The sequence below is a fragment of the Pseudomonas quasicaspiana genome (assembly GCF_021147825.1).
Lineage (GTDB): Bacteria > Pseudomonadota > Gammaproteobacteria > Pseudomonadales > Pseudomonadaceae > Aquipseudomonas > Aquipseudomonas quasicaspiana.
In genome coordinates, this window is the sequence record NZ_JAGTPI010000022.1 from 1 (window position 1) to 22,312 (window position 22,312).

21 protein-coding genes are annotated in these 22,312 nt (G+C 58.2%); 14 read left to right on the forward strand and 7 right to left on the reverse strand.

Annotation, left to right across the window (positions count from 1 at the left end; genetic code table 11):
• Positions 1-592: 592 nt before the first annotated feature.
• Positions 593-1,438, reverse strand: a complete 846-nt coding sequence (locus KDX30_RS14660; RefSeq protein WP_231676598.1) for a hypothetical protein — start codon at positions 1,436-1,438, stop codon at positions 593-595.
• 294 nt (positions 1,439-1,732) lie between these two features.
• Between KDX30_RS14660 and KDX30_RS14665 the strand changes: the two genes are divergently transcribed.
• On the forward strand, positions 1,733-2,161 hold the full coding sequence (locus KDX30_RS14665) for an NUDIX hydrolase (protein ID WP_231676600.1): 429 nt from the start codon (positions 1,733-1,735) through the stop codon (positions 2,159-2,161).
• A 65-nt stretch (positions 2,162-2,226) separates the two neighbouring features.
• Here KDX30_RS14665 and KDX30_RS14670 read toward each other — a convergent pair whose 3' ends face one another.
• Complete coding sequence (locus KDX30_RS14670) at positions 2,227-3,930, reverse strand: amidase (protein ID WP_231676602.1); 1,704 nt, start codon at positions 3,928-3,930, stop codon at positions 2,227-2,229.
• Positions 3,931-3,941: 11 nt separating this feature from the next.
• On the reverse strand, positions 3,942-4,505 hold the full coding sequence (locus KDX30_RS14675; RefSeq protein WP_231676745.1) for a TetR/AcrR family transcriptional regulator: 564 nt from the start codon (positions 4,503-4,505) through the stop codon (positions 3,942-3,944).
• A 130-nt stretch (positions 4,506-4,635) separates the two neighbouring features.
• Between KDX30_RS14675 and KDX30_RS14680 the strand changes: the two genes are divergently transcribed.
• Complete coding sequence (locus KDX30_RS14680; protein ID WP_231676605.1) at positions 4,636-5,226, forward strand: NAD(P)H-dependent oxidoreductase; 591 nt, start codon at positions 4,636-4,638, stop codon at positions 5,224-5,226.
• Between the two features lie 26 nt (positions 5,227-5,252).
• Here the strand turns inward: KDX30_RS14680 and KDX30_RS14685 are convergent, their stop codons facing one another.
• Positions 5,253-6,122: an isocitrate lyase/PEP mutase family protein gene (locus tag KDX30_RS14685; protein ID WP_027899169.1), complete on the reverse strand. Its 870-nt coding sequence runs from the start codon at positions 6,120-6,122 to the stop codon at positions 5,253-5,255.
• Positions 6,123-6,212: 90 nt separating this feature from the next.
• Between KDX30_RS14685 and KDX30_RS14690 the strand changes: the two genes are divergently transcribed.
• Positions 6,213-6,398, forward strand: a complete 186-nt coding sequence (locus KDX30_RS14690) for a hypothetical protein (protein WP_231676608.1) — start codon at positions 6,213-6,215, stop codon at positions 6,396-6,398.
• Positions 6,399-6,643: 245 nt separating this feature from the next.
• Here KDX30_RS14690 and KDX30_RS14695 read toward each other — a convergent pair whose 3' ends face one another.
• Entirely contained in the window at positions 6,644-8,035 is a 1,392-nt protein-coding gene (locus tag KDX30_RS14695; RefSeq protein WP_231676611.1) for an aldehyde dehydrogenase family protein, read from the reverse strand.
• 101 nt (positions 8,036-8,136) lie between these two features.
• Here KDX30_RS14695 and ptrR point away from each other — a divergent pair, with 101 nt between their 5' ends.
• Positions 8,137-9,003, forward strand: a complete 867-nt coding sequence (gene ptrR, locus KDX30_RS14700; protein WP_027899167.1) for a putrescine utilization regulator PtrR — start codon at positions 8,137-8,139, stop codon at positions 9,001-9,003.
• 316 nt (positions 9,004-9,319) lie between these two features.
• Entirely contained in the window at positions 9,320-9,661 is a 342-nt protein-coding gene (locus KDX30_RS14705) for a hypothetical protein (RefSeq protein ID WP_122394777.1), read from the forward strand.
• 19 nt (positions 9,662-9,680) lie between these two features.
• Here the strand turns inward: KDX30_RS14705 and KDX30_RS14710 are convergent, their stop codons facing one another.
• A complete protein-coding gene (locus KDX30_RS14710; protein WP_231676614.1) occupies positions 9,681-10,580 on the reverse strand; it encodes an AEC family transporter in 900 nt (299 codons plus the stop codon).
• 218 nt (positions 10,581-10,798) lie between these two features.
• Between KDX30_RS14710 and KDX30_RS14715 the strand changes: the two genes are divergently transcribed.
• The 8 genes from KDX30_RS14715 (at position 10,799) to KDX30_RS14750 (ending at position 20,499) form a co-directional block, all read left to right on the forward strand.
• On the forward strand, positions 10,799-11,719 hold the full coding sequence (locus KDX30_RS14715) for a LysR family transcriptional regulator (protein ID WP_099271232.1): 921 nt from the start codon (positions 10,799-10,801) through the stop codon (positions 11,717-11,719).
• Positions 11,720-11,840: 121 nt separating this feature from the next.
• A complete protein-coding gene (locus KDX30_RS14720) occupies positions 11,841-12,767 on the forward strand; it encodes an N-carbamoyl-D-amino-acid hydrolase (protein WP_231676616.1) in 927 nt (308 codons plus the stop codon).
• Between the two features lie 108 nt (positions 12,768-12,875).
• A complete protein-coding gene (locus tag KDX30_RS14725) occupies positions 12,876-13,730 on the forward strand; it encodes a D-amino-acid transaminase (RefSeq protein WP_231676634.1) in 855 nt (284 codons plus the stop codon).
• Positions 13,731-13,895: 165 nt separating this feature from the next.
• On the forward strand, positions 13,896-15,482 hold the full coding sequence (locus KDX30_RS14730; RefSeq protein ID WP_231676637.1) for an ABC transporter substrate-binding protein: 1,587 nt from the start codon (positions 13,896-13,898) through the stop codon (positions 15,480-15,482).
• Between the two features lie 113 nt (positions 15,483-15,595).
• Positions 15,596-16,537 carry an ABC transporter permease gene (locus KDX30_RS14735; protein ID WP_087265218.1) on the forward strand — a complete coding sequence of 314 codons (942 nt, stop codon included), beginning with the start codon at positions 15,596-15,598 and terminating at the stop codon, positions 16,535-16,537.
• A gap of 10 nt (positions 16,538-16,547) precedes the next feature.
• Entirely contained in the window at positions 16,548-17,423 is an 876-nt protein-coding gene (locus KDX30_RS14740; protein WP_122709106.1) for an ABC transporter permease, read from the forward strand.
• Entirely contained in the window at positions 17,420-19,054 is a 1,635-nt protein-coding gene (locus KDX30_RS14745) for an ABC transporter ATP-binding protein (RefSeq protein ID WP_099271080.1), read from the forward strand. The genes KDX30_RS14740 and KDX30_RS14745 overlap by 4 nt, the downstream gene beginning before the upstream one ends.
• Complete coding sequence (locus tag KDX30_RS14750) at positions 19,051-20,499, forward strand: N-acyl-D-amino-acid deacylase family protein (RefSeq protein WP_231676640.1); 1,449 nt, start codon at positions 19,051-19,053, stop codon at positions 20,497-20,499. The genes KDX30_RS14745 and KDX30_RS14750 overlap by 4 nt, the downstream gene beginning before the upstream one ends.
• On the opposite strand, the gene KDX30_RS14755 is transcribed toward KDX30_RS14750, so the two are convergent.
• Complete coding sequence (locus tag KDX30_RS14755) at positions 20,496-20,849, reverse strand: RidA family protein (protein ID WP_231676642.1); 354 nt, start codon at positions 20,847-20,849, stop codon at positions 20,496-20,498. The two genes, KDX30_RS14750 and KDX30_RS14755, sit on opposite strands and share 4 nt — an antisense overlap.
• 116 nt (positions 20,850-20,965) lie before the next feature.
• On the opposite strand from KDX30_RS14755, the gene KDX30_RS14760 reads away from it, so the two are divergent.
• The gene (locus KDX30_RS14760) at positions 20,966-22,213 is read left to right on the forward strand and encodes a D-amino acid dehydrogenase (protein ID WP_231676645.1); all 1,248 of its coding nucleotides are present in this window, start codon (positions 20,966-20,968) and stop codon (positions 22,211-22,213) included.
• Positions 22,214-22,312: the final 99 nt, after the last annotated feature.

A 22,312-nucleotide genomic window follows, 5' to 3' on the forward strand; every position in this document is an offset into this window, starting at 1 on the left:
TGAACTCGCGGGTGTAGGTCTTTCGCTCTTGCATGAAACCTCCTGATTGGGCGAATCATATCGCCCTTAAGAGGTGTCCGGGATCATTAAGCCAGTTCACCCCTGTGTCCCTGACACCACGCTGTCGCACAGCAAACAGAGGGCTGGTGGAACGGCCGGGGTGGCGCTCCACTTCATCCGGGAAGGCGGCATTCCTGGCGATAAAAATGCGGCAGATGTAATGGCCTCTTCCCGAATAAATTCGGTCCCACCGATTATTTGTGAATTCAGATAGTTACGTGTTGTTTGATGAGAGCCGCCCCGGTGTACCTGATACCACGCTGTCTCGCGGCAAACATAGGGCCTGTAGGAGCTGCCGAAGGCTGCGATCGCGGTGTATCGGGAGAAATGCATCGCAGCCTTCGGCAGCTCCTACAGTTATGGGGCCAGCTCAGAGATCACATCCCGACCTGAAAGCTGAAGGTATCCGCGCCATTAACCCCACCTGTCAAAAAATAAGGCTGGTTAAGCGAGGTATCTCTGGTGAGCAGTTCCACGGCAGCAGGGCTTCGTAATCTTCTACAGATGTAGGCGTCTGGTCGCATGTTTGGGTCTAGCGTTGAAGTAGATTGTTAATTTCTTCTTTGGTATGCGTATAATTTTTCTTCTGTGGGAAAAAATCAACACGCTTTAGCGTCTTTGAATCTAACAATGGCTGTAAATCACCGCCTTTGACTTCCCAGAATTTTACGGACTGAATTTTCTTAAGGCTTGGGATGAAACTGAGTGAATCCAGTTCGGATGCAAAAAATTTTTCCAATGTATTATTGCCAGAGAGAAACGAATAATCCCTTACGTGCTTGCATTTTTCTATGGAGAGTTTCTTCAGCTCTGTGAGTTCGCTTAGTTGGCTGATGTCAATAAGTTTGGCACAGTGACCTATCTCAACATCGCCAAGAATTTTACTTGTCTGTAAACCTTCGAATGACTCCAGGTTGCCTCCACTGACCCTTAGCGTTTCGAGTTTTGGCGCCAGAAGAAAGGTCAGGTCTTTATTTTTTATACCTGCGAGTAATAAGTCCCTGACATTGCTAATGTGCAAGCTTTCTATTTTGTCGTGTGCTTTCATAATATATAGCGTTTTCAGTGAAGTAAGCTTTGCAAAGTCTAATGCATCTTTCAGGTATGAAATTGTTAACGCTCTTAAAGACGAGCATGTGTAGAGTGGTGAGAAATCAACCTTGTTAAGGTTGATGCCTTGCGAGATATTGAGAGTTTCTACTGAATCACTAAGTGCGAGTGGGCTCAAGTCCAGTACGGTTGAACGGACGACAGCGTTATCTCTCATGATTCTGATGTTTCTATGGCCTTTTTTTTGGGCCTGTTTTAAACCCTCCAAAAAGAAATGTTCCGATATTTCAAATGCATCAATATTTTCGTTATAGGAGAATTTTTTCATTTTATATTTTTCCACACCCTTTAGATGATTTGAACTTCGACCGGTTAAGGGAGGGGTAGACCTTTTCGACTTTGGCATCGCGTCGCATCATGACGGATGGGCTCCAGAAAGAGAATCGGGAGCACACCCCCCGGAATCAGGTGGCGGGTTTGCATGTTTGCTTTATGGAGCGCTCGTAGCTGAACTTCCCAGCGACCACAATGGTCATCATATCGACACAAGCATGGCGCACAGTCGTCGAAGAGCATTTGCCGCATTGGCTTTCTGATAGATCAACGTTTTGAAGGAACGACCATGGGTGCAACGGAAGCTGCAACCTCCGGGCATAAAAGCCTGAAAAGACGTGCCACCGTGATCTGCCGTCATCACGGCGAGATCCTCTTCGTTCGCAAGCGCAACGCCAAATGGAACCTGCCCGGTGGCCGCGTCGACCAGGGCGAAACACCGTTGCAGGCTGCCATGCGTGAAATGGCAGAAGAGACCGGGTTGACCTTCGATCAGCTTGCCTACGTTTCGGAATACCAGGACGACAAAGTCGTTCACTTCCTCTTCGAGGCTCAGCGTGCAGAACACCAGAAGCCGCGAGCATCCAACGAGATTGATGACTGCCGCTGGTTTAAAGCCAAGGAACTGGGCAAGCGTAATGTTCGCGGCTCAATCAAAGCCTTGCTCAAACATTGCGCAGCCAACACGGACAAGAGCTCAGCCCGTCTCGCGGGCTGAGTGTGCAAGGGCGCCAGACTCAGACAGTCCTCATGGGGCAAGTCCAGGCCTGATCGCGGATGCCATCACTTCAAAGCAGGCGTTCTTGGCGGGATCATCCGCTTACTGCCCATCGATTCAAATGCCGAAGCAAAGCGCAGCAGGTTCGAGTCGTCATACGCACGTCCTGCAAACGTAAGCCCTATCGGCATGCCAATATCGGCCATTACGCCCATTGGCACGGTGACGGTCGGCACTCCCAAGTGGCGAATAGCGAGATTTCCGTTGGCTACCCACACGCCATTGCTCCAGGCGATATCGGCTGATTGCAGGTCGACATCGGCGTTGGCCGGACCCACATCGGCCACCGTTGGAAACAGCACCGCATCAAGGCCCAGACCTTCCATCCAGTCTTCCAGATCGATGCGACGCGTCTGCTCCAGTCCGCGCAAGCCATCCGGCAAAGTGGGAATCTCATTCCAGGGCGTGATCCCGCGCTCGGCCATGCGCACATATTCATCCATGCCAGCAGCCAGATCGTCTTCACGGTTGGGCAGGGTGCCTGGGTCGTGGGGGAAGATTTTCGCCCCGTCGACATCGGCCAGACGATTCAGCGCCGGGTCGCCATTGGCGCGCAGGAATTCATCGAACGCCCAGGCCGACAAATCCCATAGTTCGTGATGCAGGAACTCTTTGGAAACCAGCCCACGTGTAAACACAGTCGGCGCACCGGGACGATCACCTTCGCAGTTCGACACCAGCGGGAAACCCACTTCGATGACTTCAGCTCCAGCGGCTTCGAGCGCCTTACGCGCCTCTTGCCATAAATCGATGACGGAGGGGCGGGTGATGATGCGCTGCCCGGTCGGGCCGCCAATACCAGGTTTCTCCGCCGTACCTGCCAGCGGATCGGCATTGATGTACATACGCGGCACACCGAAGCGTTTGCCGGCGAGCGTCTGTGCGTCTGCGGCAAGTTCAGCATAGGAAACAGGGCGCACCGCGGCCACGTCTGGAAGCTCTACCCAAGGCTGCAACCGCCACAGATCGCCACGGGTGTCGGGATCTTCTGCAACGATCACATCGAGCACTTCAAGCAGGTCAGCCATGGTTCTGGCGTAAGGCACCACAACGTCCATGGTCGGCGTCAGCGGCCAGTTGCCGCGCACCGATATCACTCCGCGCGAAGGGGTGTAGGCACAAAGGCCGTTGTTGGAGGCAGGGCCTCGGCCACTGGACCAGGTTTCCTCAGCCATACCGAAGGCGGCAAAGCTGGCGGCGGTTGCGGTACCCGCGCCATTCGATGACCCGGAAGCAAACGGGGCGGTCAGGTAGTCAGCGTTGTAAGGGCTCTCGGCACGGCCATAGACCCCACGTTGCATGCCGCCGTTAGCCATCGGCGGCATATTGGTCTTGCCCAGACAGATCGCCCCGGCGGCGCGAAGTCGGCCAATAGTAAAGGCATCGTGCTGAGCAACCAGGTCGACAAATGCAGGGCTTCCCGATGCGGCGGTGAGGCCTTTGACTAGGTAGCTGTCTTTGGCCGTGTAGGGAATGCCGTCCAGCGGGCCAAGCGTCTTGCCGTTAGCGCGACGTGCATCGGATGCCTGGGCTTCGGCAATGGCTTGAGGGTTGCGAACCACTACTGCATTCAGTGCGGTAGGCGTCTGCGGACCGTCGTAAGCGTCAATCCGCGCCAGATACGCCTCGACCAGCTCGACGGCTGTGGTCTGGCCTGACTCAAGCGCGGCGCGCAGGTCCGCGATAGATGCTTCTGTGACGTTGATCATTGGGTTCTCACTTAATGAGCTCTTTCAGTCATGGCCAGAATAATTTCATAAAGCTCGGACTTCGCCTCGTCTGCGGAAATTTCATCCACTGCGGCGGCATTGGACAGTGCATCCGCCGCGCCGAGCATGGCGCGTAACTGGGCATTCGAAATCTGGCTCGGTTTGCTGTGACTTCCCAGTGCGGCTCGACATTTGTCCATGAAGATCAGCTCGTAATCACGTTTGATTTTCTCTAGTTCAGGAGAGCTGCTCAGTGCTGCGATCACGCCAGGGATTTCTTTGCCTTGCAGCAGCACACAATCGACGTAGGAGTCGGCAATGACCCTCGCTCGTGCCTGCACGGTCGCATCGCTGTTGCGCAATGCTTCGTCCAGGCGAGAGGTTTGTCGAACATCAAAATCTGCATAGAGTCTGGCCAGCAGCAGCGGGCGAGTGGGGAAGTGGTCATAGACAACAGGCTTGGTAACCCCTGCGATTTGCGCCAGATGCCCCAGTGTCAGGCTTTCCGTGCCTTCCTCGCGAACGATTTGCCATGCCACTTCCAGCAGTTGACTGAGGCGACCTTCCCGAGACATGCGTTGGCGAGGCTTTGCGTCTGATGGCTGGCTTGACACGCTTATATACCAAAGGTAACTTAAGTTTAATGTACGAAAAGTATATAGCTGTGAACATCCATCAGCAATCATCCAGCGTCGGAGCTTTACCATGCACGCACTCATCGTCGTCAGCCATCCCGATTCCAGCTCTCTCACTTACGGCATCGCCCGGCGCATTGCGGAAGGCATCAGCGATGCAAGCGCGGCCAATACGGTCGAGCTGGTCGATCTGGCCGCTTCAGGGTTCGATCCACGCTTTACCGCTGCTGATATCGCAGTCCATCGAAAAGAAGGGCCGTTCCCGGCCGACGTGGCAGCCGAGCAGGCACGCATTGATCGCGCAGACGCATTGATCATCGTATATCCGGTTTACTGGTGGTCCATGCCCGCGTTGCTCAAGGGATGGATAGACCGGGTCTTTTCCAATGGCTGGGCGTTCGACTTCAGCGCTGAGGCGACCCTGATCAAGAAGCTCACAGACCTTGAGGTGCATCTGGTGGGAGTCGGCGGTGCAGATGCGGGGACCTATGAGCGTCACGGCTATGCGTCAGCCATGAGGACGCAGATAGATCACGGCATCTTTGATTACTGCGGGGCGAGGGTGATCACGTCCGGGCTGATGCTCGACTCAGAAACGCAGGAACCTGCGGTTCATCTGAACGCCGCCTACAAGAAAGGCAGCGTCATTTTTCCCTTGTGAACGTCAGGCTAAGCCTGACGCCGTGATCACTCTTTGACGTCCATGAACTCTTTAGCCCAGGACACATAGTTCTCAGGCAGGGTGTAGGTGTGGGTCAACTCGGTAGCGCTCAGGTTCGAGGTGCTGTGCGTCACCTGGCGCTGGGCGCGCAGAGAATCGTAAGTTGCCTTGATCGCTGCGAAGTACGCGGCATGACCCTTGACGATGATGCGCACGCCCAGGCTTGCCAGACGTTGCGAGTCATTGAGCTTGGGATTGCCGTAGGTCACCAGCATCAGCGGCACGGTGAGGTGCTCCGAGATCTGTTCAAGGTGCTCGAAGTCACTGATCCCGACGATGCAGATGCCATCGGCGCCAGCCTTTTCGTAGGCTTTGGTACGTTCGATGATGTCTTTGACCGGCAACACGCCGGCATTGGTCCGGGCAATGATCGACAGCTCGGGATCGATACGTGCTTCCAGAGCGGCTTTGACTTTGCCGATGCCTTCTTCAATGGTAATCAGGTCGGTGGACTTTCGGCCAAACTGCGCAGGCAGCAGCGTGTCTTCAATCGTCAGTGCCGCGACGCCAGCGCGCTCAAGCTCTTCAACGGTACGCATCACGTTCAGCGCATTACCGTAACCGTGGTCGGCGTCTGCGATGAACGGCAGCTGTGCAACGCGGCCGATCCGGGTGGCCTGTTCAGCAAACTCAGTCAGGGTAATCAGCGCGAAATCCGGCGCTGCCAATACCTGCAGGGATGCCACTGAACCTCCCAGGATGCCAACCTCGAAACCCAGGTCTCCAGCGATGCGTGCAGACATCGGATCGAAGACAGAGGCGGTTTCAAAGCAGGTTTGTGAAGCAAGCAGCGCGCGAAAATTCTGGCGCAGCGCCAAGTGGGAAATTCTGGGCATGACGTTTCCTGATTCTAGGCATCTTCTATTCGTAGTGGCGCGAGACTACCACGCACGAAAATATAGGGTTATGACGTTTAGGAATGCCCCATGCGCAAAGTGCATGATCGCCGTCTGGCAGGGGTTTTTGCTCAGCTGAAACGATTTTCATTGCGCATATCCGCGCAACGGGTTTTTATCAAAATCGCAACCAGGGGGCTGCTCCTTGCTATTGAGAGCCTGATTAGACGCTTCGCGAGCAAGGCGGAGCGCCACCCCGGTCACTCCTGCAAGTGATGGTTTTTCAGTCAGATAATCCTGCGAGGCTAATCCATAACATTGTGGGAGCAGGGCTTGCCCGCGATACACACACCGCTGTCTGCCAGGTAAATCACCGAAACCTTATCGCGGGCAAGCCCGGCTCCCACAGAGTCTATGTAAATCCACAGATACAGCCGGTCAGACAGAAACACCGCCTCGCCGCCACAGTGGCTTAAAATTGCTAGTGTGTTGGCGCAGGCGGCAGAGGGGGTAGCAGGCGCTTAACGACGATCCAGCCAGACGGTCTGCGCATTGCAGAATTCGCGCAGGCCGAAGTGCGACAGCTCGCGGCCAAAACCACTTTTCTTCACGCCACCAAAGCTTACCCTTGGATCGCTGCCGCTGTAGCCGTTGATGAATACGCCACCGGTTTCCAGTTCGTCAGCCATTTTGCGTGCCTGATCAACGTCGCGGGTATAGATAGTTGCGGTAAGACCGAATTCGCTGTCATTGGCCAGTGCCAGGGCATGTTCGGCATCCCGCGCAGTAATGATTGAGGCAACCGGGCCGAATAACTCCTCCTTGAACGAGGTCATCTGGTCAGTGACATCGGCGAAAACCGTCGGCTCATAGAAATTGCCAGCGCCTTGGGCTTTCTTGCCGCCAAGCAACAATGTCGCGCCTTCTTTCAGCGTGGCTTGTACCTGACCATCCAGCTCATCTCGCAGATCGAACCGCGCCATCGGGCCGACGTAAGTGTCTGCCAGCAATGGATCGCCGACCGAGAGCTGACGTGTTGCTTCGACGAATTTGCGGGTGAATTCCTCGACCACGCCTTCTTCGATAATCAGGCGCTTGGCCGCTGCGCAGACTTGCCCGCTGTTCTGGAAGCGCCCGATTACTGCGGCTTTTACCGCTTCGTCCAAATCTGCATCGTTGAGCACGATAAACGGGTCGGAGCCACCCAGTTCCAGTACACATTTCTTCAGCGCCGCGCCAGCTTGCGCGCCGATCGCCATGCCAGCCCGCACGCTACCGGTCAGTGTCACCGCTGCGATGCGTGGATCGGCAATCGCCTTGGAAACGCCCTCTGGCGTCACGTTGATGATTTCAAAGACCCCGTCGGTAAAACCCGCGCGCTTGAAGGCGTCCAGCATCAGATAAGCACTGCCCATCACATTGGGCGCGTGTTTCAGCACATAGGTATTACCCGCGAGCAGTACCGGAACCGCGCCACGCAGCACCTGCCAGACCGGGAAATTCCAAGGCATCACCGCGAGGATCGGACCGAGCGGGCGGTATTCAATTTGCGCTTTGCCGCCTTCAACCAGCGTCGGTTCGGCGCTGAGCATGGCCGGGCCGTGTTCGGCGTACCACTCGCAGAGCTGCGCGCACTTTTCAATTTCGCCTCGGGCCTGCGTAATCGGCTTGCCCATTTCCTGAGTGATCATGTTCGCCATGTTGGCGGCGTTGTCCCGCAAGGCTTTGGCGAGCGCAATCATCAGCTGTGCGCGCTGAGTGACCGGGGTTTTACGCCAGGTAGCGAACCCAGTGGACGCTCGGGACAAAGTGGCGTCCAGAGCGGAATCAGATTCAAAAGAATAATGGCCGATCTGTTCGCCGTTGGCGGGGTTGATCGAGATGGCATGGGTAACGCTGGAGATAGTAGTCATTGCACCGTCCTGCTGGGTGGGGAATGAGTTCAGGTTACGGCGTTGTTATTTTTATGAAAACTGAATAATACTGAGCGTATCTTTCACGAAAGGAGAATGGTGTGGATCTGGTTCAGCTGGAAATGTTCAAGGCCGTTGCCGAGCAGGGCAGCATCAGCGCTGCGGCGCAGCACATTCATCGCGTGCCTTCCAACCTGACCACCCGGATCAAACAGCTGGAGCAGGATCTGGGCGTGGATCTGTTCATTCGGGAGAAAAGCCGGTTGCGTCTTTCCCCCGCAGGCTGGAGTTTTCTCGATTACGCCCGGCGCATTCTCGACCTGGTAGGAGAGGCCCGCGCCACGGTTGCCGGTGAAGAGCCTCAGGGATCATTTGCTCTTGGCTCGCTTGAGAGCACGGCGGCGGTGCGGATTCCCGAATTGCTCGCCGCCTATAACCAGCAGTACTCGAAGGTCGAACTGGATCTTTCCACTGGGCCGTCCGGAACCATGATCGACGCCGTACTGGCCGGTCGGCTGGTGGCGGCGTTTGTCGATGGCCCGGTTTTGCATCCCGCACTTGAAGGTGTGCCTGCGTTCGAGGAGGAGATGGTGCTGATTGCGCCGCTCAGCCATGCGCCGATCAGTCGAGCGCTGGATGTCAGCGGCGAGAATATTTATGCCTTCCGCTCCAACTGCTCCTACCGGCATCACTTCGAACAGTGGTTCGCCGCCGACGCGGCGGTGCCCGGCAAGATATTTGAAATGGAGTCGTATCACGGCATGCTGGCGTGTGTCAGCGCCGGTGCCGGTCTGGCGCTCATGCCGCGCAGCATGTTGCAGAGCATGCCGGGCTGCACCACGGTCAGCGTCTGGCCGATGGCAGAGGCGTTCCGCTTTTTGCGCACCTGGCTGGTGTGGCGCAAAGGCACCGTGTCCCGCAGCCTGACCATGTTTGTGCGCATGCTGGAGGAGCGGGGCGTGGTTTAGCCCTGCATCTTCCGTCCCTGGCACCGAGCTGTCGCGCAGTAAAAACGGACCCTGCAGGAGCTGCCGGAGGCTGCGATCGCGCTGTCGCAGAATAAATGCTTCGCAGCCTTGGGCAGCTCCTACAGGATCAATGTTTGCCGTGGCAGGGACACAAGGCGATCTCCCTGCATGAAATCCCGGTCAGCCGCAGAACTATCGCTCCGGGCAATATCCACCATCACGACAGACAACTTCTGTTTCCTGCGCAAATCCGGAAAATGCCCAGCATTGAAGACCCTGCCCAATCGGCAGATTTTTTTCGTTCAGGATTTTGTCCATGCGCCTTTCTCTTGTTTGCACCGCCGCGATTGCCGTTTCATTGCTGGCGGGTTGTACAACTGCTCCCAATCAGCCGACGCTGGTTTTGCAGACGGCGAAATCCCCCGAGCAGTACACAGACTGTCTGATGCCGAAATTGCAGGACCGCAAGTTCACGCCGACGCTGTCGCAAAGCCAGCGTCATTATCGGGTCGTGGTTTCCAGCGCTGTCGCGGCTGACAACGTGATCGAGGCCTACAAAGCCCCGGCCGGCGGCAAAGTGTTTCTTTATGAGCGCCGATTGCTGGCTTCCAGCTTTACGCCTTCCAGTTTCGAACAGGCTGCTCAGGAATGCTTGTAAGAGGCTGACGTCTGGATGATCAAACCCAGCTTTCGACCCACATCCACATCGGCATAGTCGCCGCAGATACCAGCGTCGACAGGCAAATGGCCGAGCTGGTTTTTCGTACGTCTTCTTGCGTCCGCGAGAAGCCCAGTACATTCAGGCCGCAAGGCGTCGCTGCCATCAGCATCAAGACGGCCCGTGGTGTGCCGCTGATCCCCATAATCATGCAAGTCACCAGCACCAGTACCGGCATGATCAGCAGTTTGGCCACGGTGATCCCGACCGCCTCGATACTGGGTCGCAGACGGTAGCCCGCCAGATTGCCGCCGAGCACGATCAGGGCGCAGGGCAGGGCAGCCTGGGCCAGCCAGGTGGTGAGGTGCTCGGCCCATAGCGGCATTGTCAGGCCCGACAGGTTAAGCAGAACGCCCAGCAACAGGCCGATGATCATCGGGTTGGCGAGGCTGCTAATCAGGGTCTTGAAACTGAAAGGCTCATCACCGGCGAGGCTGTTGTAAAGGCTCTGGAAGCTGAACAGCAGCAGGCTGTGCACCGCCAGAATGGTGAACAGCAGCACCAGACCGGGATTGCCGAACAGACTGGCGACAAGTGCAATACCCATCAACCCGTTATTACCAAACGCTGCGGTCAGGCCAAAAGGCGTCGGATGACCGATGCGCCAGTGAGCGACCAGATTCACCCCGGCAAAGATGATCAGCGCGGGTATGAAGTAGGCGGCGAGAATCGTCGTGTTCAAACCGTCATGCAACGGGGCTTTGGCCATGCCGATGAACAGCACCATGGGCATGAACAGCTTGAAAGCCAGTTCGCCGAAGGCCTTGTTACTCTCCGCTGTCAGCGTGCCACGACGGCGCAGAAAATAGCCCAGAATAATCAACAGAAAGATCGGCAAGATAGCTTGCGGGACGGCCACGGCAGAAAGCTCCGGAAAAAAGTGCGGGCATTATTACCGTGTGTGAAACGATCTGTCAGTGTTTATCTCAAGTAAATTAGTGGCTTGGCATACTAATTGCTATACCTGATTAACCTTATGTTATGCGATTGCTGGAAAGACGAGTGTTTCCAGGCGAGCATAACATCTCTCACGGGAAACGCTTTTCAACGAGAAAAAAGCAAGGAGAGAGCAGCACAATGCAGTCTCTGAACCTGCGACAGATTGAAGTGTTTCGCGCAGTGATGATTACCGGCTCGATCAATGGCGCTGCCCAGTTGCTGCTGGTCTCCCAGCCAGCGGTCAGCCGCATGTTGTCTCATACCGAAGCACGGATTGGCTTTCGCTTGTTCGAACGGGTCAAGGGGCGGCTTTATCCCTCTCCGGAGGCCCGGCGGCTGTTTACTGACGTCGAGTCGGTGTATCGCAATATCCAGCGGGTCAATACCACCTTGCTGGACCTGGTTCAGCAGCGCCATGGAGTGCTGCGTATCGCCAGCAGCCCGAGCATGGGGCATCAAATGGTGCCGGACGCCGTGGCTGCTTTCCGGCGTAGCAACGACGATATCCGGGTCAGCCTGGAATGCCTGCGCCATGTGCTGTTGCGTGATCGATTGCTGGATCAGCAGGCCGACCTTGGCGTTTCACTGTTTCCCATCGATCACCCTAATCTGCGCGCCATCCCTTTGAGTGACATTCGCGTATTGGTGATCTGTCCAGCAGGGCATGACCTGGAGAGGGTTCCGGCCGAGCAATTGCCGGAGGCGCTGCTGGGCACCCCATTTATCGGCTATCCCTCCGATACGCCTTTTTTCAATGTCATGAAGCCCGCATTCGAGCAGGCCGGACTGGCCTATCGGCCGAGTATCGAAGTGGATTCACCGCACCACGCCTGTGCGCTGGTCAAAAATGGTTCAGGGTTTTCCGTGGTTGACGAGATTTCCTGGCGCGCCTCCGGCATGCAGCACATGGCTGTTTTGCCAATTCTTCAGCAAGAGCGCCTGACAGTCAGTCTTGTGCATTTGCGCCGCGAGCCGTTGGCGCAACTGGCGCAAACGTTCGTTGAGCAGTTGCGTGGAACCCTGCGTGCCAGCGGCTTCAAGTTGTTCGATGCGTCATAGCCTGCTGCGTCATAACAAAGGGTTAAGGATTGGCGACGTATTGGCATACGACAACCCTCGCAGACTTTTTCACAATGGCCCCAGACACGGCGTAAGGGTGCGTCGGCAGGGGAGATTCGCAATGCGAGAGATAGTCATCGGCGGTGCCCAACTGGGTGCAATCCAGAAAAGCGACAGCAGAGAAAGCGTCGTCCAGCGCATGCTTGCACTGCTTGAGCAGGCGCGGCAGCAGGGTTGCGAACTGGTGGTTTTTCCCGAGCTGGCCCTGACCACCTTTTTCCCGCGCTGGTACATGGAAGATCAGGCTGAAGTCGATACCTGGTTCGAGCGCGAAATGCCCAGCGCCGTGACTCAACCACTGTTCGATTATTCCCGCGAGCATGCGATTGCTCTTTCGTTCGGTTACGCCGAGCTGACCGCCGAAGGCCGTCATTTCAATACCTCCATCCTCACTGATCGTCAGGGCAACATCGTCGGCAAATACCGCAAGGTGCATTTGCCGGGGCATGTCGAGTTCGATACCGAACGCGATTTTCAGCACCTGGAAAAGCGCTACTTCGAACCGGGCGACCTGGGTTTCCCGACATGGTCAAGTCAGGACACGGTAATGGGGATGTGCATCTGTAACGACCGACGCTGGCCGGAGACTTATAGGGTCATGGGCCTGCAAGGTGTCGAGCTGGTGATGCTGGGGTACAACACCCCCTCGATCAACTCGCAGAACCGCAGTGAAGGCGAAGAGCATCGGCTGTTCCACTCCGAGCTGGTCATGCAGGCCGGTGCTTATCAGAACGCTACCTGGGTAGTGGGCGTCGCCAAGGGTGGCGTCGAGGACGGTTTTCCGTTGATGGGTGGCAGCGTCATCATCGACCCCAATGGCTTTGTCGTAGCAAGGGCGCAAGGGCAGGGTGACGAACTCATCACGCACCGTTGCGACATGGACCTGTGCAACTTCGGCAAGACCACGATTTTCGACTTTGCCCGTCATCGGCGTATCGAGCACTACGGCATCATCACCAGCCAGACGGGTGTGAAACGCTCGGTGTAAACAAACCTGTGGGATCAACGCTTGCAGGCCAACATAGAATCTCCCACACAAGCTGCACTCCCATAAGAGTGCACGTTCACAGGTCATGAGTTTTACAGAGGACGATCCATGCGTACGGTGTACCTCAACGGCCAGTTTGTTCCCGAAAACCAGGCCAGCATCTCGATCTTTGACCGGGGCTTCATGTTTGCCGATGGTATTTATGAGGTGACCGCAGTATTGCGCGGCAAGCTGGTGGATTTCGATCTGCATCACGCACGCTTGCGGCGCTCTCTGGGCGAACTGAACCTGCGTCTGGATCTGAGCAGCGATGAGTTGCTGGCGATACACCGGCAACTGATCGAGCACAACCAGCTGGACGAGGGCCTTGTCTACATGCAGGTCACCCGTGGCGCACAGGATCGCAATTTCCTGTACCCGGCCGAGGGCCATCCGTTGACCGTGGTGTTGTATACCCAGGCCAAGGTGGTCGTTGACAGTCCGCTGGCGGCTCGTGGCATGAACATCGTCGGTCTGCCGGACTTGCGCTGGGGTCGCAGCGATATCAAGACCACGCAGTTGTTGTATGCCTGCATGGCCAAGGAACAGGCAAAGGGCATGGGCGCTGATGATGCCTGGCTGGTGAAGGACGGCATGATCACCGAAGGCACCTCCAACAACGTGTTCATCATCACGAAGGAAGGCGTGGTGGTGACTCGCGAATTGTCCAGCGCCTTGCTGCCCGGTATCACCCGCGCAGCCATGATTGCATTGCTCAGGGAAACCGGCTTGCGTCTCGAAGAGCGCGCTTACTCTCTGGACGATGCCAAACAGGCCGCCGAGGCCTTCATTACCTCATCTACCTCGTTCGTCTATCCCGTGGTCACCATTGATGGTCAGGCCATCGGCGACGGCACGCCGGGCAAGCTCACCCGGCGCTTTCGCCAGCTCTACATAGACCACGCGTTAGAGGTGCTGATGTAGTGCCTCTTGTGGATACAGCCCAGACCAGGCTCCGCGCCCGCTTACTCACGATTTTCATGACCAGATAACTCGCCAGGGCACCCGCAGAGGCGCCCGGCTCTACACCATTGCTCACACAGGAATTCTGCCGCCCACGACCTTCGCTCTCTGTAAGGAATGTTGCGCATGAAATTATCCCGATCCCTGGTCTCCCGTCTGTTATTGCCGGTTGGGCTTATGGCCGCTCTGCATGTTCCCTTTGCCCTGTCGGCCGAGAAAACCCTGCACGCTGTGATGTCGTCTTCGCTGCGTGTGCTCGATCCGATTGCCACCACGGCACAGATCACTCGCAACCACGGCTACATGATCTACGACACGCTGATCTCCATGGACGAGCATTTCGTGCCCAAGCCGCAAATGGCCGACTGGACCCTGTCGCCTGACGGCCTGACCTATACCTTCAAACTGCGCGACGGTCTGCTCTGGCACGATGGCAAGCCAGTGACCGCGGCGGATTGCGTGGCCTCCCTGAAACGTTGGGCGCATTACGACGTGGGCGGCAAGTTGATGATGCAGTACACCGCCAGTCTGGTGGCCAGCGACGAGCACACCATCGTCCTGACGCTGGCCAAACCCTTCGGCTACGTGCTGCCGCTGATTGCCAAACCGTCCTCGGTGGCAGCCTTCATGATGCCTGAGCGGGTTGCCAACACCCCGGAAGGCAAGATGATCACCGACTACACCGGCTCCGGGCCGTACCGGTTTGTCGCCAGCGAGTTCGATCCCGGCAATCGCGTGGTTTACGAAAAATTCAAAGAGTACGTGCCGCGCAAAGAAGCCCCAAGCGGTACGGCCGGTGGCAAGGTCGTCAATGTGGACCGGGTCGAGTGGATCAACATGCCCGATCGCATGACCGCGATCAACGCACTGTCTTCCGGCGATATCGACTTCATCGAGCAATTGCCCATCGACCTGCTGCCCATGGTCGAAGCGGACGACAACCTCAAGACCGGCGTACTCAGCGATCTGGGGTCGATGACCGGCGGGCGCATGAACTTCCTTTACCCTCCATTCGACAACCCGGACATCCGCCGCGCCGCCATGCTGGCGCTGAACCAGAAAGACGTGCTCGATGCGCTGGTGGGCAATCCCAAGTATTTCCGGCAGTGCGCGTCAGTCTTCGCCTGTGGTACGGAGCTCGAAACCGAGGCGGGCGGTGAGTCGCTGCTCAAGGGTGGCAATCCTGAAGAGGCCAAGGCCTTGCTCAAAAAAGCCGGTTATGACGGTACGCCGGTGGTGATCATGCAGCCCACCGACGTCCCTAGCCAGGCACCGCAACCGGTGGTCGCGGCCCAGGCTTTGCGTAACGTCGGCTTCAAGGTCGACCTGCAACCGATGGACTGGCAGACCCTGGTGTCACGCCGCGCCAATCAGAACCCGCCCGCTCAGGGCGGCTGGAATCTGTTCTTCACCTATTGGAACGTGCAGACCATCTGGAACCCGGTGGTCAACCCGATGCTTGACGGGGGCGGCAAACGCGCCTGGTTCGGCTGGCCTACCGATCCTCAGATGGACGAGTTGCGCGTGGCGTTCGCGACGGCGACTGAACCGGTCAAGCAGAAAGAAATTGCTGTGCAAATCCAGAAGCGTGCGATGGATCAGGTGAGCTACATCCCGCTTGGCCAGTACCACGACGTGTCGGCCTGGAGTGCACGTGTCAACGGCCTGCTGCCAGGGCCATCGACGGTGTTCTGGAATGTGAAGAAGGATTGAAGGCTGAACTCGGGGCAAGCCTCGCTCCCACAGAACCTGCGCAGTCCCGCAGGACCGGCTAAAGCCGGTCCTGCGAATTTTCATGTTGGTGTACCAGACAACGGATCAAGCCCATGCTCAGTTACTTCTTTCGCCGCATTCTGGCGGCGATCCCGGTCATGTTGGTGGTGGCGCTGTTCGTCTTCCTGTTGCTGCGGCTGTCGCCGGGGGATCCGGCGGCGATCATTGCCGGTGACATGGCAACCCCGGAGCAGTTGGCGGCCATTCGCGAAAGCCTGGGTCTGAACCAGCCGCTGTACCGGCAATTCTTCGTCTGGATAGCGCAACTGCTGCAGGGCGACTTCAGTACTTCGCTGATGGCCCATACCCCGGTGCTGGATATGATCGGTCAACGGGTAGAGCCGACCCTCAGCCTCGCGCTGGTATCGATCATGTTCACCATCCTGATTTCCGTGCCGCTGGGCGTACTGGCAGCCTGGAAACACGGTAGCTGGATCGACAATCTGGTCATGTCCACCTCCGTGCTCGGTTTTTCAGTGCCGGTATTCGTGATTGGTTACGTGCTGATTACGGTATTCGCCATCGAACTGAAATGGCTGCCAGTCCAGGGATTTCGCAGTATCAGTGACGGCATTGGGCCGTTCGCCCAGCGCATCGTTCTGCCTGCGTTGACCTTGTCGTCGGTGTACATCGCACTGGTGGCGCGCATGACCCGGGCGAGCATGCTCGAAGTCCTTGGCGAAGACTACATCCGCACCGCCCGGGCCAAGGGGCTGTCCGAAGTGCATGTGCTGTTTCGCCATGCGTTGCGTAACGCCATGATCCCGATTCTCACCGTGATCGGCACCGGCTTCGCCATGATGATCTCCGGCGTCGTAGTGACCGAAAGTGTTTTCAACATTCCGGGACTGGGGCGCTTGATCGTCGATGCAGTGCTGGCCCGTGACTACCCGGTGATCCAGGGCATGATCCTGCTGACCAGCGGTGTGTATGTCGTCATCAATCTGCTGATCGATCTGTCGTACGCGATCAGCGATCCACGCATCCGCTACTGAGGGCCTGACCGTGAGCAAATCCGCTTCTCTGACCCTGCCCGGACCCCGGCGACGCCTGATCGGCCTGCCACGGGTGCCGCTGGTTTCGGCGATCTCACTGGTGGTTCTGGTGTTGATCATTGCCATGGCGATTTTTGCGCCGTGGGTGGCCAACCACGACCCGGTAGCCTTGTCACCGGCCAACCGACTCAAACCGCCCAGCGCCGATTTCTGGCTGGGCACCGACGCTTACGGTCGCGATTTGTTTTCGCGGATTGTCTACGGCGCACAGGTTTCGCTGATGGTCGGTATCGGCGTGACCGTCCTGAGCATTCTGATCGGGTTGCCGTTGGGTTTGCTGGCGGGTTATTTCCGTGGCCTGGACGCGGTGTTGATGCGCGTCATGGATGGCCTGATGGCGATCCCCGGCGTGCTGCTGGCGATTGCCATCGTGTCCCTGAGCAGCGCCGGGATCTGGACCGTGATGATCGCCATCATGATTCCGGAAATTCCTCAGGTCGTACGTCTGGTGCGTTCCCGGGTGCTGTCGGCACGGGAAGAACCTTACGTCGAAGCCGCCGTGCTGATGGGCACGTCGACCTTCAGGATTCTGCTGCGTCACCTGATGCCCACGACTGTCGCGCCGCTGATCGTACAAGGCACCTATATCTGCGCTTCGGCGATTTTGACCGAAGCGATCCTGTCGTTCCTCGGCGCCGGCATCGGTACTGAAATTCCGAGTTGGGGCAACATTATTTCCGAGGGCCGGGTGTACTTCCAGCTCAAGCCATCACTGGTGTTGTGGGCTGGCCTGGCGCTGTCACTGTGCATTCTGTCGATCAACCTGTTGGGGGACTCGGTGCGCGATGCCCTGGACCCACGGATGAAAAAGAGGGGCGCGGTATGAGTGAAGTTCTGCGCGTTGAACAGCTCTGCGTGAGCACAGCCGAAGGCAAGCCGATCCTGCACAACATTTCGTTCGAGATCGCCGCAGGGGAAACCTTGTGCCTGGTGGGCGAGAGTGGCTCGGGAAAATCAGTGACCTCTCTGGCTACCCTGGGACTGCTGCCCAAAGGCGCGCTTCTGGCTGAAAGCGGACGCATCCTGCTCGAAGGTGAAGACGTTCTGGCGGTCAGCAATGGCCGCCTCAAGGCGTTGCGCGGCAATAGCATGGCGATGATTTTTCAGGAACCGATGACCGCCCTGAATCCCGTCCTCAGTGTCGGGCGGCAAATTGACGAAGTCTTGCAAACTCACACCCGCCTGACTGCGACCCAGCGCCGGGCGAAAGTCATGGATGCCTTGTCTCAGGTGCATCTGCCGGACATCGAGCGCATCCACGATGCCTATCCGCATCAACTGAGCGGTGGTCAGCGCCAGCGGATCATGATTGCCATGGCGCTGGTTCTGGAGCCGCGTCTGTTGATTGCCGATGAACCGACGACAGCACTGGACGTCACCACCCAGCAGCAGATTCTCAAACTGATCCGCGAGCTGCAGCAAAAGCATGGCACCGCCGTGCTGTTCATTACCCACGACATGGGCGTGGTGGTGGACATCGCCGACCGGGTTTGCGTAATGCGCCATGGTGAAATCGTCGAATCCGGCACTGTCGACGACGTGCTGTCCCGGCCTCGTGAGCCCTACACTCAGGCGTTGTTGGCGGCCGTGCCAGCCCTGAAGCCCCGTCCGTCGCGGCGGGAGTCCAGCCCGCAGGTGGTGCTGGATGTCAGTGAACTGGGCAAGGTCTACCCGGCGGCGGGCGGTGTGCTCAGCTGGTTTGGCAAGCAGCGTCCGGGCACGCGGGCGGTGCATGAAGTGTCGTTCTTGCTCAAGCGCGGACGTACGCTGGGGATTGTGGGTGAAAGTGGTTCCGGAAAGTCCACGGTGGCGCGCTGCGTAATGCGCTTGCTGACGCCAACGCATGGTGCGGTGCGAGTCACCGGCAAGGACATTTCCGAGCTGTCTTCGGCCGGGCTCAAGCCTCATCGCAAACGTATCCAGATGATTTTTCAGGACCCGAACCGCTCGTTGAACCCGCGCATGACCATCGGTAAAAGCCTGATCGAAGGTCCGATGAACTACGGCATGAGTTTCGCCGAGGCCTGGCAGCGCGGTCAGCAGTTGCTGGAGCTGGTGGGGCTGCCGGCGGATGCCATTGAGCGTTTCCCTCATCAGTTTTCCGGTGGTCAACGCCAACGCATCGCCATCGCCCGCGCCCTGGCCATGGAGCCGGATGTGATCGTCGCCGATGAGGCGGTGTCAGCGCTGGACGTTTCCGTGCAGGCTCAGGTCCTGAAACTGCTCGACGATATCCAGCAACGTCTGGGCGTCGCCATTTTGTTTATCACCCACGACCTGCGGGTCGCTGCGCAGTTGTGTGACGACGTACTGGTGATGCAGCACGGTCAGCTCGTCGAATACGGTCCTGCCGGGCAGGTGCTGGGTAATCCGCAACACAGCTACACCCGCCAGTTGATGGATGCCGTGCCGGGCAAGGGCTGGGATTTTGTGACTGGTCAGAGGGCGTGCGTATGACCTTTGATTTGTTGTTTCGGCAGGTCACGGTCGTCGATGGCACCGGTGCCGAGCCTTACGTGGCCGATGTGGCAACCTGCGCTGATCGCATCATCGCTATTGGCGATCTTGCCGGGCACTCGGCAGAGCGTGTCATTGACGGCAACGGACGTTGTCTGATGCCGGGCTTTATCGATGTTCATACTCATGACGACACCAACGTGATTCGCACGCCGGACATGCTCGCCAAAATATCTCAGGGCGTGACCACTGTCATTGTTGGTAATTGCGGTATCAGCGCCTCGCCGGTGACGCTGCCCGGAGTGCCGCCAGACCCGATGAACCTGCTGGGCGGTCGTGAGGCTTTTGTTTATCCAACGTTCCAGGCCTATGTGGCTGCGGTCGAACAGGCCCGGCCCGCCGTCAACGTCGCGGCACTAGTCGGCCACACCGCGTTGCGCAGCAATGTCATGCCCGGCTTTGATCGCCCGGCCAATCGGGATGAGCTGCAACACATGCGCAGCGCCTTGCAGGGCGCGCTCGACGCCGGGGCCATCGGCCTCAGCTCCGGGCTGGCCTATACCAATGCGAAGCAGGCGCCGGCCACTGAGGTGCAGGCGCTGGTGGATATTGTCGGTGCCGAAGGTGCGTTGTATACCACCCACATGCGCGACGAGCACGCAGGTTTGCTGGACTCTCTGGAGGAGTCGTTCAGTACTGCACGCAAGGCCGGTGCCGATCTGGTGATCTCGCACCTTAAATGCGCCGGTGCCGGTAACTGGGGCCGTGCACCACTGGCCTTGGCCGCGCTGGAACAAGCCGCCGCCGGACAACCCTGTAACTGTGATTGCTATCCCTATGCAGCCAGTTCCACCACCCTGGATGCGTGGCGGGTGGACGGCAAAATGGAGATTTACATCACTTGGTCCGACCCGCATCCGGAAATGGCCAGACAGACACTGAAAGACATTGCCGCGCAGTGGGGTGTGTCGCAGCTGGAAGCCACCGAGCGTTTGCGTCCGGCCGGGGCGATCTACCACATGATGAGCGAAGACGACGTACGCCAGATTCTCGCGCACCCGTTGTCGATGATCGGTTCCGACGGTCTGCCCAATGACCCCAATCCCCATCCGCGCCTGTGGGGTACGTTTCCACGGGTGCTGGCGCATTATTGCCGGGACCAGAAGCTGTTTGATCTGGCCGAAGCGGTACGCAAGATGACCGGGCTGTCCGCGAAACGCTTCCGCTTGCAGGATCGTGGTGAACTGCGCGAAGGCGGTTTTGCTGATCTGGTGCTGGTGGACATGCAGCGCATCGAGGATGTCGCGACTTACAGCGATCCGTGCCGTCAGGCGCCGGGCATTGATCTGGTGGTAGTCAATGGCGTGCCGAGCTATGAAGGCGGCCAGGTCACCCGGCGGCAGGGACGTTTGTTGAAACGCCAGCCTGCCGCTGCGCGTGGTTAGCTGATGGCAGCCGTCAGCATGATTTCCACTCGTACATCCGGCGAGGCCAGGTCGGCCTTGATAGTGGCGCGGGCCGGTGCTGCGCCTTCAGGCAGCCATTCGCTCCAGACTTCGTTCATGGCGGCGAAATCAGCGTCGATGTCCTTGAGCCAGATCTGCGCGCTGAGCAGTTTTGATTTGTCGCTGCCAGCCTGGGCGAGCAGGGCGTCGATCTTGGCCAGCACCTGGCGAGTCTGTCCGGCGCAATCCTGGCTGCGGTCGTCTGGCACCTGGCCGGGCAACCAGGCCAGACCATTGTGGACAACGGCGCCTGCAAGGCGTGGGTTGACGGAAATTCTCTGGATGCTCATGGCGACTCCTGACGGGATAAGTGAGTCAGGGAAACTAGCCAACTCCAACCTTCAGCGCCAGTACCGATTTGACGGTCAACCATAACCCCGTGCTAATCAACCAAAGGAGACACAGCGTGCAGGTAATCGTGATAGGTGCGGGTGTCGTCGGGCTGACCAGCGCCTGGTATCTGGCTAACCAAGGGGTTCAGGTGACCCTGGTGGACCGCCATCAGGAGGTCGCTCAGGAAACCAGTTTCGCCAATGGCGGGCAGCTCAGCTACAGCTATGTCGCGCCCTTGGCTGATCCTTCGGTGATCAGCAAGTTGCCGCAATGGCTGCTGCGTGACGACTCGCCCTTGCGCTTCCGCCCGCGTCTTGACCCCGCGCAATGGCGCTGGTGTACGGAGTTTCTCGCCAGTTGCACGACCTCGGCGGTGCGCCGGACCATTGGTGACATGCTCGGCCTGTCGTACTTGAGCCGCGATTCGCTGGATGAGCTGTTGAGCCAGCACGCGTTGCAATTCGACCTGTTGCGCAGCGGCAAACTGGTGATCTATCGCGATGCCAAGGCCCTGGCGGGCGCTGAACCCATGGTTGACTGGCAGCGCTCGTTGGGCGCGGATCAAAAAATCCTCGACGGTGCGGCGTGCGTCGCGCTGGAGCCGACCTTGCGCGGTATCGGCCATGAGCTCGCCGGAGGCATCTACACCCCCGGCGAAGCGACTGCTGACTGCGCGGGCTTTTGCACGGGGCTACGCGGTTTGCTGGAGCTGATGCCCAACGTGACTCTGGCGCTGGGAACCCAGGTGCGCGAACTGGTGCATGAGGGGCATCGAGTGGTGGCGGTGCGCACCGATAAGGGGGACCTGGAAGCCGATGCTGTGGTGGTCGCCGCCGGGATGTTCAGCGTGCCGTTGCTGCGTCCATTGGGTGTAAAACTCCCGATGTATGGTTTGCGCGGCTACAGCCTGAGCGTGCCCATGGCGGCGGGCAGCGAAGCGCCGAGGCTGAGCGTGACCGATGCCTCACGCAAAGTGGTCTATGCACCGCTGGGTGAGCGTCTGCGTATCGCGGCGATGGTAGACATGGGCGTGGATCGCGCCGAAGTCGACCCGGCACGTATTGCCCTGCTCAAGCAGCAGGTTGCCGAAACCTTCCCGCAGCTAGACCTTGATCAAGCCCGGACCTGGGCCGGTCTACGCCCCAGCACCCCGCACAGCAAACCGATCATTGATCGGGCAGGGCGTTTCAGCAACCTGTGGTTGAACGTCGGGCAAGGGGCTCTGGGCTTCACCCTGGCACTGGGCAGCGCCAGACTCCTCGCCGCGCAAATACTGGACCAGCCTTCGCCGATTGATCCAGCGCCGTTTCGATTGGGTTGATGTATTTTCTGCAGGCGCGCACGGGCACCAGCAGACTCTGTCTTGCTCCAGACAGACCTCGCCCGTTGGGAGCCAACTTGTTGGCGAGGCGTTGTGCAG

Coding starts and splice junctions, on each gene's coding strand:
- KDX30_RS14660 (WP_231676598.1), bottom strand. CDS start 1,438: ATGAAAAAATTCTCCTATAACGAAAATATTGATGCATTTGAAATATCG.
- KDX30_RS14690 (WP_231676608.1), top strand. CDS start 6,213: ATGCGCAAAGTGCATGATCGCCGTCTGGCAGGGGTTTTTGCTCAGCTG.
- KDX30_RS14680 (WP_231676605.1), top strand. CDS start 4,636: ATGCACGCACTCATCGTCGTCAGCCATCCCGATTCCAGCTCTCTCACT.
- KDX30_RS14695 (WP_231676611.1), bottom strand. CDS start 8,035: ATGACTACTATCTCCAGCGTTACCCATGCCATCTCGATCAACCCCGCC.
- KDX30_RS14670 (WP_231676602.1), bottom strand. CDS start 3,930: ATGATCAACGTCACAGAAGCATCTATCGCGGACCTGCGCGCCGCGCTT.
- KDX30_RS14715 (WP_099271232.1), top strand. CDS start 10,799: ATGCAGTCTCTGAACCTGCGACAGATTGAAGTGTTTCGCGCAGTGATG.
- KDX30_RS14735 (WP_087265218.1), top strand. CDS start 15,596: ATGCTCAGTTACTTCTTTCGCCGCATTCTGGCGGCGATCCCGGTCATG.
- KDX30_RS14725 (WP_231676634.1), top strand. CDS start 12,876: ATGCGTACGGTGTACCTCAACGGCCAGTTTGTTCCCGAAAACCAGGCC.
- KDX30_RS14745 (WP_099271080.1), top strand. CDS start 17,420: ATGAGTGAAGTTCTGCGCGTTGAACAGCTCTGCGTGAGCACAGCCGAA.
- KDX30_RS14755 (WP_231676642.1), bottom strand. CDS start 20,849: ATGAGCATCCAGAGAATTTCCGTCAACCCACGCCTTGCAGGCGCCGTT.
- KDX30_RS14685 (WP_027899169.1), bottom strand. CDS start 6,122: ATGCCCAGAATTTCCCACTTGGCGCTGCGCCAGAATTTTCGCGCGCTG.
- KDX30_RS14720 (WP_231676616.1), top strand. CDS start 11,841: ATGCGAGAGATAGTCATCGGCGGTGCCCAACTGGGTGCAATCCAGAAA.
- KDX30_RS14750 (WP_231676640.1), top strand. CDS start 19,051: ATGACCTTTGATTTGTTGTTTCGGCAGGTCACGGTCGTCGATGGCACC.
- KDX30_RS14675 (WP_231676745.1), bottom strand. CDS start 4,505: ATGTCTCGGGAAGGTCGCCTCAGTCAACTGCTGGAAGTGGCATGGCAA.
- KDX30_RS14730 (WP_231676637.1), top strand. CDS start 13,896: ATGAAATTATCCCGATCCCTGGTCTCCCGTCTGTTATTGCCGGTTGGG.
- KDX30_RS14705 (WP_122394777.1), top strand. CDS start 9,320: ATGCGCCTTTCTCTTGTTTGCACCGCCGCGATTGCCGTTTCATTGCTG.
- KDX30_RS14665 (WP_231676600.1), top strand. CDS start 1,733: ATGGGTGCAACGGAAGCTGCAACCTCCGGGCATAAAAGCCTGAAAAGA.